Origin of the sequence: Phytobacter sp. V69 (assembly GCF_965644215.1) — a bacterium.
Classification (GTDB): Bacteria; Pseudomonadota; Gammaproteobacteria; order Enterobacterales; family Enterobacteriaceae; genus Phytobacter.
In genome coordinates this window covers 15959-29086 of the sequence record NZ_CBFFRL010000046.1, presented here as the reverse complement: position 1 = coordinate 29086, position 13128 = coordinate 15959, and the positions used below count along the sequence as shown (strand labels likewise).

At 56.5% G+C, this 13128-nt stretch carries 14 protein-coding genes and 1 pseudogene; 14 read left to right on the top strand and 1 reads right to left on the bottom strand.

Features of this window, described 5'->3' with window-relative positions; translation table 11 throughout:
• The first annotated feature begins 44 nt into the window (after positions 1 to 44).
• From ACSZPU_RS08895 to ACSZPU_RS08840, 12 genes and pseudogenes are all read left to right on the top strand, one after another.
• Entirely contained in the window at positions 45 to 1505 is a 1461-nt protein-coding gene (locus ACSZPU_RS08895; protein WP_498997686.1) for an ABC transporter permease, read from the top strand.
• The gene (locus ACSZPU_RS08890) at positions 1493 to 2521 is read left to right on the top strand and encodes an ABC transporter ATP-binding protein (protein ID WP_498997684.1); all 1029 of its coding nucleotides are present in this window, start codon (positions 1493 to 1495) and stop codon (positions 2519 to 2521) included. The genes ACSZPU_RS08895 and ACSZPU_RS08890 overlap by 13 nt, the downstream gene beginning before the upstream one ends.
• On the top strand, positions 2518 to 3582 hold the full coding sequence (locus ACSZPU_RS08885) for an MBL fold metallo-hydrolase (protein WP_498997681.1): 1065 nt from the start codon (positions 2518 to 2520) through the stop codon (positions 3580 to 3582). The genes ACSZPU_RS08890 and ACSZPU_RS08885 overlap by 4 nt, the downstream gene beginning before the upstream one ends.
• On the top strand, positions 3573 to 4124 hold the full coding sequence (locus ACSZPU_RS08880) for a histidine phosphatase family protein (protein WP_498997678.1): 552 nt from the start codon (positions 3573 to 3575) through the stop codon (positions 4122 to 4124). Before ACSZPU_RS08885 ends, ACSZPU_RS08880 begins: the two co-directional genes overlap by 10 nt.
• A 187-nt stretch (positions 4125 to 4311) precedes the next feature.
• Positions 4312 to 4890, top strand: coding sequence for a PTS transporter subunit EIIB (locus ACSZPU_RS08875; protein WP_498997677.1), 579 nt, complete (start codon positions 4312 to 4314; stop codon positions 4888 to 4890).
• Between the two features lie 6 nt (positions 4891 to 4896).
• Positions 4897 to 5727, top strand: coding sequence for a PTS sugar transporter subunit IIC (locus tag ACSZPU_RS08870; RefSeq protein ID WP_498997675.1), 831 nt, complete (start codon positions 4897 to 4899; stop codon positions 5725 to 5727).
• Positions 5728 to 5747: 20 nt separating this feature from the next.
• A pseudogene (locus ACSZPU_RS08865) lies at positions 5748 to 6458 on the top strand (sulfatase); the annotation flags it as partial.
• Positions 6459 to 6526: 68 nt separating this feature from the next.
• A complete protein-coding gene (locus tag ACSZPU_RS08860; protein ID WP_498997673.1) occupies positions 6527 to 7492 on the top strand; it encodes a sulfatase/phosphatase domain-containing protein in 966 nt (321 codons plus the stop codon).
• A gap of 46 nt (positions 7493 to 7538) precedes the next feature.
• On the top strand, positions 7539 to 8264 hold the full coding sequence (locus ACSZPU_RS08855; protein ID WP_498997671.1) for a GntR family transcriptional regulator: 726 nt from the start codon (positions 7539 to 7541) through the stop codon (positions 8262 to 8264).
• Entirely contained in the window at positions 8261 to 8605 is a 345-nt protein-coding gene (locus ACSZPU_RS08850; RefSeq protein ID WP_498997670.1) for a YidH family protein, read from the top strand. The genes ACSZPU_RS08855 and ACSZPU_RS08850 overlap by 4 nt, the downstream gene beginning before the upstream one ends.
• Complete coding sequence (locus ACSZPU_RS08845) at positions 8602 to 8958, top strand: DUF202 domain-containing protein (RefSeq protein ID WP_498997668.1); 357 nt, start codon at positions 8602 to 8604, stop codon at positions 8956 to 8958. The genes ACSZPU_RS08850 and ACSZPU_RS08845 overlap by 4 nt, the downstream gene beginning before the upstream one ends.
• Positions 8949 to 10259 (top strand): anaerobic sulfatase maturase, encoded by a 1311-nt coding sequence (locus ACSZPU_RS08840; protein WP_498997665.1) that lies wholly within the window; start codon positions 8949 to 8951, stop codon positions 10257 to 10259. The genes ACSZPU_RS08845 and ACSZPU_RS08840 overlap by 10 nt, the downstream gene beginning before the upstream one ends.
• Before the next feature lie 32 nt (positions 10260 to 10291).
• Here ACSZPU_RS08840 and ACSZPU_RS08835 read toward each other — a convergent pair whose 3' ends face one another.
• The gene (locus tag ACSZPU_RS08835) at positions 10292 to 11104 is read right to left on the bottom strand and encodes a dienelactone hydrolase family protein (RefSeq protein ID WP_498997663.1); all 813 of its coding nucleotides are present in this window, start codon (positions 11102 to 11104) and stop codon (positions 10292 to 10294) included.
• 255 nt (positions 11105 to 11359) lie between these two features.
• Between ACSZPU_RS08835 and udp the strand changes: the two genes are divergently transcribed.
• Positions 11360 to 12121 carry a uridine phosphorylase gene (gene udp, locus ACSZPU_RS08830; protein WP_498997662.1) on the top strand — a complete coding sequence of 254 codons (762 nt, stop codon included), beginning with the start codon at positions 11360 to 11362 and terminating at the stop codon, positions 12119 to 12121.
• A gap of 243 nt (positions 12122 to 12364) precedes the next feature.
• A complete protein-coding gene (gene ubiE, locus ACSZPU_RS08825) occupies positions 12365 to 13120 on the top strand; it encodes a bifunctional demethylmenaquinone methyltransferase/2-methoxy-6-polyprenyl-1,4-benzoquinol methylase UbiE (protein ID WP_498997660.1) in 756 nt (251 codons plus the stop codon).
• Positions 13121 to 13128 lie beyond the last annotated feature (8 nt).

Below are 13128 nucleotides of genomic sequence, written 5' to 3'. Positions count from 1 at the left end.
TAGTCATGATAATAGGGCCTTCTGATTAGAAGGCCCTATTATCAATGATTTTTATCCTCGTGACGACACTATCTAATATTCGCGGTAAGCAGATTTGGGTCTTTCTGTTTATGCTGCCGATGATGATCCCTCCGCAGGTCACCGCCCTGAGCTGGCTGCAGCTGTTTGGCCCCAGCAGCATTTTGCTGAACAGTATCGGGCTTGCGCCGGGGTTCGGCAGTACCAATCCCCTTTACTCGCCGGAAGGCATTGCACTGTTGTTGGGTATCCAGCATGCGCCGCTGGTCTTTCTGGCCCTGCGCACGCAGTTACAGTGCCTGCCAAAAGAACAAATTGAAGCCGCGCGTCTGAACGGTGCGTCGCTGTGGCGGGTGTTTATCGATATCGTGTTGCCGCTGTGCCGTACCGCGCTGTGGGCCGGGGCGGCGATTGCGTTTGTCTCCGCGCTGGGCAACTTCGGCATTCCCGCAATGCTCGGGATACCGATTTCCTACTTCGTTCTGCCGATTCAGATTTACCAGACGCTCTCCAGCTTTGGCCCGTCGATGTTAAACGACGTCGCGGCCCTGTCCGTGCTGATGGGCGTGCTTGCCATCGGTATTGTGACCTTGCAGGGGTATATGCAGCGTCGTCATGCGCTGCCGCTTATCGGGATGGCCGGGCGGGCGCTGGGCTTTCAGTTAGGCAAATGGCGGCTGGCGACCGAAGTGCTGCTGGGCATTGTGCTGTGTGTCATTTTGCTGGCACCGCTGCTGGCGTTGATTGCGACGTCGCTGGTTCCCACGCTGGGCGTGCCGCTGAATGCCGATACGCTGACTTTTGCCGTCTGGCGGGCGATGTTTGATAACCAGAGCGCCACCTGGCGGGCGCTCACCAACAGCATTACGCTCTCCGTGAGCGCCTCACTGGTTCTGATGCTGCTGTGCCTGCCGCTGGCGTGGCTACTGGTGCGTTTCCCGAGCCGTCCACTGCGCTGGCTGTACAGCGTGATCGACATTCCCTATACCCTGCCGGGCGTGGTGCTGGCGATTGCCTTTATTTTGCTGTTTGCCCGTCCGCTGCCGCTGGTAGGTATCAGCCTGAGTGGGACGCTAACCATCATTTTCCTCGCCTATCTTGCCCGCTTCCTGACGGTCTGTTTAAAGCCGGTGCATAACAGCATGCTGCAGCTCGACCCGGCGATGGAAGAGGCGGCCAGCCTGGCCGGGGCGAACTTCTCACAGCGCCTGCGCCATATCGTGCTGCCGCTGCTTGCCCCCGCCGCATTTGCCGGGGCGCTGCTGGTCTTTCTGACCGCTGTTAATGAGCTGACCGTTTCCGCGCTGCTGTGGAGTGCGGGTAAAGAAACGCTCGGAGTGGTGATTTTTAATCTCGACGAAAGCGGCAACAAGGTGCTGGCCTCGGCAATTTCCGTACTTGTCGTGGGGCTGGTGGCCTGCGTTATGTTGTTGCTGAGCTGTCTCGGCAAATATTTACCCAAAGGAGTTATCCCGTGGCAGAGCTAAAACTGGAGCGGCTAAACAAGGTGTTTGGTGAGCAGGCCGTGGTGCGGGATCTGAGTTTGACCATTCCCGAAGGGGCGTTCACCGCACTGCTGGGGCCGAGCGGCTGTGGCAAAACCACCACGCTGCGTATCCTCGCCGGACTTGAACACCTGTCTTCCGGGCGTTTGTTACTGGGCGATCGCCTGCTGGCCGATTCCCGGGTGCATATGCCGCCGGAAACCCGTGATATGGGGATGGTGTTTCAGTCTTATGCCCTCTGGCCGCATATGACGGTGGCGGAAAACGTCGGCTATCCGCTGAAATTACGCAAAGTGAACGGCGCTGCGCGCCAGAAGCGGGTAATGGAAGCGCTGGATGTGGTGGAACTGGGTGCCTATGCCGGACGTTCGCCGCAGGAGCTCAGCGGCGGTCAACGTCAGCGCGTGGCGCTGGCCCGTTGCCTGGTGTCGGAGCCGGAAGTGGTGTTGCTGGATGAACCGCTGGCGAACCTCGACCGCCATCTGCGTGCCACTATGGAACAGACCTTCCGCGAGTTTCACCGCCGTACCGGCGCGACCTTTGTCTATGTTACGCACGATCAGGCCGAGGCGATGGCGCTCGCCAGCCACATCGCGGTGATGCATCAGGGTGAATTAATGCAATGGGGCGCGCCGCAGGCGCTGTACCAGCATCCGCAAAACGCCTGGGTGGCGGGGTTTATTGGCAAAGGCAGCATTTTGTCGCTGGCGACCCAACATCCGGCTCCGCAGCTGGATAGCGCGCAGCTGCATGACGGTCTTGCGCCCGGTAATCCACAACCGCGCCAGCAGGTGCTGGTTCGCCCGGAGCATGTACTGGTGGGCGATACGGGGTTGCAGGCAACGGTGGAGAGCTGCATTTTCCAGGGGGAGCGTTACCTGCTGGAACTGCGCTTGCAGGATGGGCAACGGTTAAGTGCGTTCCACTATTTCCCGTTGCGTGAACAGCAGAGCACGGGCGTTCGCCTGATGCAGGGATGGTGCCTGGAGGCGGCGTGACGGTACAGATTGAGATTATTAGTGGGCTGGAACACAAAGCCCCGGCAGCGATTCTGGTTTCGACCCCACAACAGCGGATTTTGCTCGATGCCGGCGGTGCGCTAAACCCGCATGCGGAACTCTGGCCCGTGCCGGAGCACATCGACGCGGTGCTGCTGAGCCACGATCATATTGATCATATCGCCGGGCTAAACCGCCTGCCGCCGCAGACCCCCATTTACTGTACGCAGACCACGGCGCAAGCTTTACCCGCAGGGTACAACGTGCAGCCCATTGCGGTGCGTGGGCAATTCCAGTTGGGTGATATCACGGTGACGACCGGCAGCTGCGGGCATGCCTGGGGCGGCGTGTGGTTTCACCTTGATGTGGCGGGTGGCCTGTTTTACAGCGGCGATATCAGCATGGAGTCGGCGCTGTTTCGCTTTGATGCACCGCCACCGGCACAGATCGCGCTGGTGGATGCGTCGTACGGGTTATATGACGTTTCGCAGCGCCAGCAGTGGGATAAATTGCGCTCTCACCTGACTCTTCCTACACTGTGTCCGGTGCCGCCGTCGGGCCGTGCGGTGGAGCTGGCGCTGTTATTGTCGCGCGGTGGTTGTACCGATATCGTGCTTGATGCGCCCTGCCGGGAGATGCTCAGGCAAATGGCTGAACATAATGACGGCAGTTTGCGCCCGGATGTGGAAGCGGATTTGCAGCAGCTTTTGCGCACGCTTCCGGCGTTTTCCGCCGACGCATCGCTGGTGCTGGCGGCAGATCCGGATGGGCAAAACGGGATGGCGGGCGAGCTGCGTAAGCGTAAAGATTTCAGCCATCGGACGCTGTTTACGGGCCATATGAACCACCTTACGCGTCAGCAATGGCTGGCGGGCGAGGTGGATTTTTGCCGCTGGAATGTACATCCAACGCTCAGTAGCTTAACGCAGCTGGTCTCAATGCTGGCGTGCCGCAAGTTGGTGCCACTGTTTGCGCCCGTCGAGGATCCCCGACGCTGGCAGCAGGCGCTTGGATGCGAAATTATGACACAAAGCGTGTTTGGAATAGATTTATGTCACTAATATGTAAGCCTTTTGTTTTTGTTCGCCACGGCGAGACGCCGTTTAACCGCGATAAAATTATCGGTGGCAGCACCGACGTGCCATTAACCGATGAAGGTGAGCAGCAGGCGCGTGCCGCTGCGCTGCTTTTATGCCGCTATGACTGGAGCGGCGTGGCGGTGAGCTCGCTTAAGCGTGCCCGACGTACCCTTGAGCTGGCGTTGCCAGGCGCGGCGCACGTTATCACGCCGGGTTTGTGCGAGCGCGACTGGGGCGACCTGGAAAACCGTCCGTTGGCGGAGCTCACGCCGTATGAAAGCACGCCCCCTGGCGGTGAAAGCTGGGAAACGTTTTGCACCCGCGTAACGAATGCGCTCAATGCTGTCTTAGAACAGTACGATACGCCGCTGATCGTGGCGCATTCCGGCGTTTACCGCGTGATTCGCTTTCATGCCTTCGGCACGCCGTATGGCGACCGCGTGGGTAATGTGGTGCCCATGTGGATCTCCCCCGGCGAAACGCCACAAGAGTGGCAGATCATGCCGCTGGCGGAACGTGACTAGACCTGCCTGATGCCTTCTGACAGATAACCTCTTGTAAAAGAGAGGTTATTCCTACTCGCAGTGCCCCCCTTTATTCGACTTCCCGTTAATGATCCTTTGGCTGGATCCGGCATTTATGATGCTGTTCACATTAGTGATATCATTATATTATTATAACAATATAATAAATCATAACAAGGAACTCTGTATGAACTACAACGAGGTGGGTAGCGCCATCGTGAAACACTGTGGCGGCCTGGGGAATTTTCTCCATGTGACAAACTGTATGACCCGCGTGCGCATGACCATCGCCGATCGGGAGCAGGTTGATTTAGCCGCATTAAAAAGCATTGAGGGCGTGCTTGGCGTCGTAGAAGACGACACATTGCAGGTGATCGTCGGGCCGGGGAAATCCTCCAAAGTCGCGACGGTCATCAACGAATTACTGAAAGGGCCAACACCAGGGGAAGTACCGCTTAGCGCTGTTGAACAAAAAGCAAAACAGGCGCGGGAAAAAGCCAAAAAACAGACCCATACGAAGGTCGTACTTAAGCATATCGCCAATATTTTTGTGCCCATTTTGCCTGCGCTGATTGCTGCCGGGATTTTGATGGGCCTGAATAATGTGCTGGTGAACTCCGCCGCATCATGGGCGCTGGAAAACCACATTTCCCCGGCGGGTAAATTAAGCGCCGCGCAAATCGTCCTTGATCAGCGCCATCTGCTGGGCCTCAGCCAGTTTCTGGACATTATCTCGAAAGCGCTGTTTGGCTTCCTGGCGATTTAGACGGGCGTGACGGCGGCAAAAGAGTTTGAAGGAAACGCCATCATGGGCGGCCTGTTAGGTGCGGTCACCATCGCCCCGCAGCTTACCGCGCTGGGCCTGATTCCCGGACAGGGTGGTCTGATTGGCGTGATTTTCTGCGTCTGGCTGATGTGCCTGCTGGAAAAACAGGTGCGACGGGTTATTCCGGACATTATCGATGTTGTGGCCACGCCGACCATCGTCCTGCTGATCATGGCGGCGGCGCTGCTCTTCGTGATTATGCCCATCGCCGGCGTGATTTCTGACGGTATTCTTCACGGCCTTAATGGCCTGCTGGCGACCGGAGGGATTGCCGCCGGGTTTGTACTGTCGGCGCTGTTCCCGTTCCTGATTTCCCTTGGTTTGCATCACGGGCTGTTTCCCATCCACCTTGAGATGATCAACAGCACTGGCCATGCGCCACTGTTCGCTATCCAGATTATGTCTAATGCGGGAATGGTTGGTGCGGCCACGGCGGTGTTGCTGCTGACCCGCGACCCGGTTATGAAAAAGATTGCCAAAGGGGCCATTCCTACCTCCATCCTCGCGGTGGGTGAGCCGACCATTTTCGGGGTGAACATCCCGGCGGGTTTTGCGTTTATTACTGGCTCCATCGGCGCAGGCTTTGGCGGCATCATGGTTGTGTTGCTGGGAGTGTCAACAAACGGCGTTGGCGCAGCCGGTTTATCCGCGCTGCCGCTCATCGCTGACGGTAAATATTTGCAATACATCCTGTCATGGCTGGTGGGATGCGCCGCTGCTTTTGTTCTGACCTATATCGTCGGCAAAGTGCGCGGCTACGATAAAGAGACGGCGTGACGGAAGAAAAGGAGTAAGTAATGAAAGCAATTATGTTGATGTTTGATTCGCTGAATAAACGCCTGCTATCGGCGTATGGCAGCGATGACGCAATCACGCCCAATTTTCAGCGACTGAAAGAAAAAACGGTGCGGTTCGATAACTTCTACGTCGGCAGCATGCCCTGCATGCCTGCCCGCCGTGAGCTGCACACCGGACGCTATAACTTTTTACATCGTGGGTGGTCGCCGCTGGAGCCTTTCGACGACTCGATGCCGGAAATACTCAAGAAAAAGGGCGTTCATACCCATTTGGTTACCGACCATAAACACTACTGGCGAGACGGTGGGGCGACCTATCATCCTCGCTACAGCACCTATGAGTTTGTGCGCGGCCAGGAAGGTGATGCCTGGAAAGGGGTGGTCGATAAACCGCAATACCGCTATGAGTCCGGCGAACCGGAAGAGATCAAACAGCGGCGTATTACCAGCCGGGTGCAGCATCAGATCAACGTGCAGTTTATGCAGAACGAAGACGATCTCCACCTGGCGCGGACGATCAACAAAGGCCTGGCGTTTATCGACACCAACCATGCCAGCGACAACTGGTTTTTACAGCTGGAGTGTTTCGATCCGCACGAGCCGTTCTTTGTGCCGGAAAAATACCTGAAAATGTACGGTATTGACGATCCGGCCGCCTTTGACGGCTGGCCGCCTTACTATTTCGTCACTGAAAGCGAAGAGCGGAAAAGTACGATTCAGAAATACTATAAAGCGCTGCTGACCATGGTGGATGAGTATGTTGGACGGGTCTGGATTACATGGATCGCTACGATCTGTGGAAAGACACCCTACTTATCGTCAACACCGACCATGGTTTCCTTCTCGGCGAGCATGAGTGGTGGGGTAAGAACATCATGCCACTGTATAACGAAGTGGCGAATATCCCGTTCTTTATCTGGCACCCGGATTATCCCTGCGCCGGGGAATCGCGTCAGGCGCTGGCGCAGACGATTGATATCCCTGCCACCCTGCTGGACTATTTTGGTGTACCAAAACCGGCAGATATGCAGGGGGTTTCACTGATTCCGGCGCTGCGTGATGACACCCCGGTGCGTGATTACGCGCTCTTTGGTTACCATGGCTGCCATGTCAATATCACGGATGGCCGCTATGTTTATATGCGCTCGCCAACGGAGCAGGGTATTGACGGCTTGTTTGAATACACGCTGATGCCGACCCGCATCAACCGACGCTTCACGCCCGCCGAACTGCAGGCGGCGACACTGCATGGCCCCTTTAGCTTTACGAAAGGGTGCCCGGTGATGAAAGTGCCTGCGGAGTCCGTGATGACGCGTGATGCCGACCGCTTCGGGCATCGGCTGTATGACCTGGCGCCCGATCCCACGCAGCAAACGCAGAGCCACGATCTGCTGGCAGCGGAACGGCTACGGGATAGCATGATTGACCTTATGCAGCAGACCGATGCACCGCAGGAACTGTACGCGCGCTATAGCCTGCAGGATAGCGCCAGTGCGTTATTAGGGCTGGACCCGCATCTGCTGCCGGAATTAGCCAGTTACGCGCCGAAAATTCGTTATGGGCTTTACGCGTTGCTACAGCATCTGGAAGGCAGCGGACAGCAAGATTTGGCCGAACGGCTTAAAACCGAGCGCCAGACTGGCTGGAATCAGGAAAATTTGTGGGGTTTCGTGCAGAACCACGTACCAGTGGAGCAGCATCAGAGCGTGTACTATAAGATGGCACTAGAAATGCGTCTGGATTGAGTTGTCTCCCCGGCGACGGCCGGGGATGTCAGGAGTAGGTAAGTCAATGAAAGAAGAACTGGATTATTCTCGCGGCGCCAAGCCACTGTATTCCCAACTGTATGACATTCTGCTCTCCAGGCTGAAAGCGGGGGAATACAAAAAGAATGATGTCCTGCCGACCGAAGCCGAGTTTGAAGAGCTGTTTGGCGTCAGCCGGATCACCGCGCGCCGCGCGCTGGCGGAACTGGCGGCAAAAGGGCTGGTTAAGCGCCAGGCGGGCATTGGCACGATGGTTATCAGTACCTCAGAGAAGCAGGATGTCAAAACGCGTATTCGCCTGGTCGACGGTCAACAGCAGCATCCCATTTCACGCAACAACCTGAAGCTGGAACTGCTGCTCCCGCCGGACGACGTGGCGCGGGCCTTCGCGCTGGATGGTAACACAGCCATCCCCCGCCTGATTCGCACCATCTTTCGCCAGAATGAACAGCCCGCGCAGGTGAATTACATCTGGTTGACGCCGCGCCTGGGGGCGTTAACGCTTGAGGCGTTTGACGGTGGCCTCTACAGCCTGCTGGAACTGCGGGATGAGAATATCGACAGTTATCAGGACATCATTACCGCCGAATTACCCAGCGAAGTTGACTGCGAGATCCTGAAAATCAGTGCCGCTGAGCCGGTGCTGGTGAAAACCCGCCGGGGCTATAACGAGCGCGGTGAACTGGTGGAGTTCGGCGTCGCCAAGCATCTCGCCAGTTGCTATCAGTACATTGTTGAGAACAGCCGATGACGTGGCACACGCAGGGAAAATCACCGGATTACCGTTTTTCGCTGGCCAATGAACGCACTTTTCTTGCCTGGATCCGTACGGCGCTGGCCTTTATGGCGGCGGCCATTGGTATCGATCAGTTGGCAACAAACCTGGCGCCTGCCGGGGCGCGCGATCTGCTGGTTGCCGTGTTGGGTGTGATGGCCGCTCTGCTTGCCGGATATGCCTGGCGGCGGTGGGTGGGCAATGAACGGGCGATGCGTAATGATGCGGCGCTCACCTATCCGCGTATGCTGCTGTGGTTAAGTGGCGGTCTGGCTGCCACCATTTTGCTGACGCTCGCCATGCTGATTCTGTTATGAGTGCCCCTCTGCGTCTTCGCGAATCTGGCCTGCAGCCGGAACGAACGGTTCTCGCCTGGCAAAGAACGGTCTTTTCTGTGCTGGTTGTTGCATTGGTGCCCGTGCGTCTGGCGTTTGTACGCGGCGAGGCGGTATTTATGATGATCAGCGCCGTGGCTGCCATACTGGGACTCGCGCTGGTGGTGATTTCATACTGGCGGCAAAAAACCGTGTTTGCCGATGTCGAGCTAACAACAGGTTCTTCATTGCTGGCAAAACGGCTTATCTGCGCGGCACTCTGTCTGGCGTCGTTGTCACTGGCATTACCTGCACTGTTCAATTTGATACAGAGGGCATTTTTGATATGGCGGTAGCCGGGTGCCATGTAATGGCAAAACCAACGGGCTCGGTGTGTAACATTGATTGCACCTACTGTTTTTACCTCGAAAAAGAGGCGCTTTACCCTGAGCGCAACAAAAACTGGCGCATGTCGGATGACACCCTCGAAACCTATATTTCGCAGCATATCGCCGCCCAAAGCGGCAACCATGTGATCTTCGCCTGGCAGGGCGGGGAACCCACCATGATGGGGCTGCCGTTCTTTCGTCGTGTGGTTGAGCTGTGCGATAAGTACGCCAACGGCAAGAAGATTGAACATGCCCTGCAAACCAATGGTATCGTGCTTAACGACGAGTGGGCGCGCTTTTTTGCTGAAAACCGCTTCCTGATTGGCCTGTCTATTGATGGGCCTGCACATGTGCATAACCAGTACCGGGTGAACCGGGCCGGGAAAGGCACGCATGAGCAGGTGGTGGCGGCAATGGCGCTACTGAAAGCGCATCATGTTGAATTCAATACCCTGACGGTGGTGGGCAAGCATAACGTGGGTCATGCGCGGGAAGTGTATGACTTTCTGCTGGCCGCTGGCTCACGCCACATGCAGTTTATTCCGTTGGTTGAACGAATGAGTACCACGGAGTCATCGGTGCTTAACCTGGTTCTGCCGGGTGAAAGTGCCGCGTCGCTGGCCCCCTGGACGGTGCCGTCATGGCAGTTCGGCGAGTTTCTGAATCACATTTTTGACGTCTGGATCCGCCGTGATGTGGGGCGTGTTTCCGTGCAGATGTTTGATGTCGCGCTGGCGGCTTGGACCGGGCAGCCACCGGTGCTGTGCGTCCATTCAGAAACCTGCGGCCATGCCTTTGCCCTGGAGTCGAACGGCGACCTCTATAACTGCGACCACTTTGTCTACCCGGAACATTTACTGGGCAATATTCACCAGCAAAGCATTGAAGAGATGAATAACAGCGAGCAGGCGATCGCGTTTGGTCAGGCAAAGCGTGATACGCTGACCCCCGATTGCCGCCGCTGTGATTTTCGCTTTGTCTGCCATGGCGGCTGCCCGAAGCACCGCTTCGCGGTCTCGCCGACGGGCCATCCCGGCCATAACTATCTCTGCGCGGGCTATAAACACTTTTTCCAGCACATTACGCGTTATATGAACGTCTGGCGTGAAATCCTGGCCGATGGCTATCCGCCTGCGGCCATCATGCAGTGGGTGGCGCAAGAGCAGCGCGCTGCCGCGCAGCCGACCAATCGCAGCGTTAATCGTAACGACAGTTGCCCGTGCGGCAGCGGTAAGAAATACAAGAAGTGCTGCGGGCAACACAGGTAAGGCTATCCTGTGCTGCACCGCATCGGAAGGGATTAACGTTTAACGCCGCCGTACTGGGCGAACCAGTCCAGCATCCGACGCCAGCCATCTTTGGCGGACTCTTCATGGTAGCTGGGACGGTAATCGGCGTTAAAGGCGTGGCCGGCGTCAGGGTAAACCACTATTTCGGCGTGGGCGTTGGCAGCACGTAACGCCTGGCGCATGGTATCGACGGTGTCCAGCGGGATCCCCGTATCCTGCGCGCCATACAGACCGAGTACCGGCGCATTGAGGTCGGTGGCGATGTCTACCGGATGCTTCGGTGAATTCAGCGATTTTTGCCCCACCAGTTTTCCATACCAGGCTACCGCCGCTTTCAACTGTGGGTTATGCGCCGCGTACAGCCAGACAATTCTCCCACCCCAGCAAAATCCGGTCGCCAGCAGTCGATGGGCATCGCCGCCATTGCGTGCCGCCCAGTTGGCGACGTGATCGAGGTCGGCCAGTACCTGCGCGTCGGGCACTTTCATTACCAGCCCATCGTAGAGGGTCTGGATATCAGCAAAATCATTCGGGTCGCCCTGACGAAAATAGAGTTCCGGGGCGACGGCCAGATAACCTTCCAGGGCGAGACGGCGACACAGGTCGCGAATGTGTTCGTGGACGCCAAAGATTTCCTGAATCACCAGCACCACCGGGAGCGGGCCGCTCGCCTCTTTTGGCCGGGCGTGCCAGGCCGGCATACTATCGCCCTGAGTCGGGATCGTGGTTTCGCCTGTGATGATGGCGTCTTCCGGGGTGTGCAATGAGGTTGAAGCGTGAGGTGATGCCGCCGGTGCGTAGCCCGGTAATGTATTTGTTGTCATGGCGTTCTCCATACCCTTTATTTAGGGCTTCTATAACTATAGTCCGACAGGAAGCAAATCATCCTGTGCGAAAAAGGCTATCTTTGGAGCAGGGCTGTAATGCTGAATGTGTTAATGTGATGTTCATCACTATTTTATGGAAATTTCATGCAAACAAATTGCATCGTGGAGATCTCAGTCACGAAATTGCGCGCATGTCTTCTGTAAAGTACCGTTTTGCTTCTTCTGACTAACCCTGACCACAGAGGAGTTTTTATGTCCAAGTCTGATGTTTTTCATCTCGGCCTCACTAAGAACGATTTACAAGGGGCTACGCTGGCTATCGTTCCTGGCGATCCAGAGCGTGTGGAAAAGATCGCCGCGCTGATGGATAAGCCGGTTAAGCTGGCATCTCATCGCGAGTTCACCTCCTGGCGTGCTGAACTGGATGGCAAACCAGTCATCGTCTGCTCCACCGGTATCGGTGGTCCGTCAACCTCTATCGCGGTAGAAGAGCTGGCCCAACTGGGTATCCGCACTTTCCTGCGTGTAGGGACAACGGGCGCTATTCAGCCACATATCAACGTTGGCGATGTGCTGGTGACTACCGCATCCGTTCGTCTGGACGGCGCGAGCCTGCATTTTGCACCGATGGAATACCCGGCTGTCGCTGACTTCGAGTGCACCACCGCGCTGGTGGCAGCGGCGAAAGAGGTTGGTGCAACCACCCATATCGGCGTGACCGCTTCTTCCGATACCTTCTACCCGGGCCAGGAACGTTATGACACCTTCTCCGGCCGCGTGGTGAACCGCTACAAAGGCTCCATGGAAGAGTGGCAGTCGATGGGCGTGATGAACTACGAAATGGAATCCGCAACGTTGCTGACCATGTGTTCCAGCCAGGGCCTGCGTGCCGGGATGGTGGCGGGTGTTATCGTCAACCGTACCCAGCAGGAAATTCCGAACGCGGAAACCATGAAGCAAACGGAAAGCCATGCGGTGAAAATCGTGGTAGAAGCCGCGCGTCGCCTGCTGTAATTCGTTGCTTCTGCATGAAGGCCGGTATATCCGGCCTTTTGTCTATCTGCGCTTTCCCGACACGGGATTAATCCGTATTTCCTCCGCCTGGTCCTCTCCCGGTTCACAATAAAAACAACCGATTCGCCTGCGACGCTTTTCGAACAGGGTCTTAACGAACTGTTTAGCGGGGGTTGAAACGTAGGGCAAACGCGGCCAATCTGTTACACTTCACGAACATTTTCTTCAATAGCAGGCACTAAGATGGCGGAAGATTCAAAAGAGACGACGCACTTTGGTTATCAGACCGTCGCCAAAGATCAGAAAGCCGAGATGGTGGCACACGTATTCCACTCGGTAGCCGCAAAATACGATGTCATGAACGACCTGATGTCGATGGGCATCCACCGTTTGTGGAAGCGTTTTACGATCGACTGCAGCGGCGTGCGTCGTGGGCAAACGGTTCTCGATTTGGCCGGAGGGACCGGCGATCTGACGGCAAAATTCTCCCGTCTGGTTGGCGAAACGGGCCAGGTTGTGCTGGCAGATATTAACGAGTCCATGCTCAAAATGGGCCGTGAAAAACTGCGCAATATCGGCGTGATCGGCAACGTTGAATATGTTCAGGCGAATGCCGAAGCGTTGCCGTTCCCGGATAACACCTTTGATTGCATCACCATCTCTTTTGGTTTGCGTAACGTTACTGAAAAAGAAAACGCGCTGCGTTCCATGTACCGCGTGCTTAAGCCGGGCGGACGCCTGCTGGTGCTGGAATTTTCCAAGCCGATTATTGAGCCGCTAAGCAAGATATACGACGCTTACTCCTTCCACGTGCTGCCGCGTATCGGGCAACTGGTGGCCAGCGATGCGGAAAGCTACCGCTATCTGGCGGAATCTATCCGTATGCATCCGGATCAGGAAACCCTGAAAGCGATGATGCAGACCGCAGGTTTTGAAAACGTCGATTACTACAACATGACCGCAGGCGTCGTTGCGCTGCATCGTGGCTATAAGTTCTGACAGGAGTT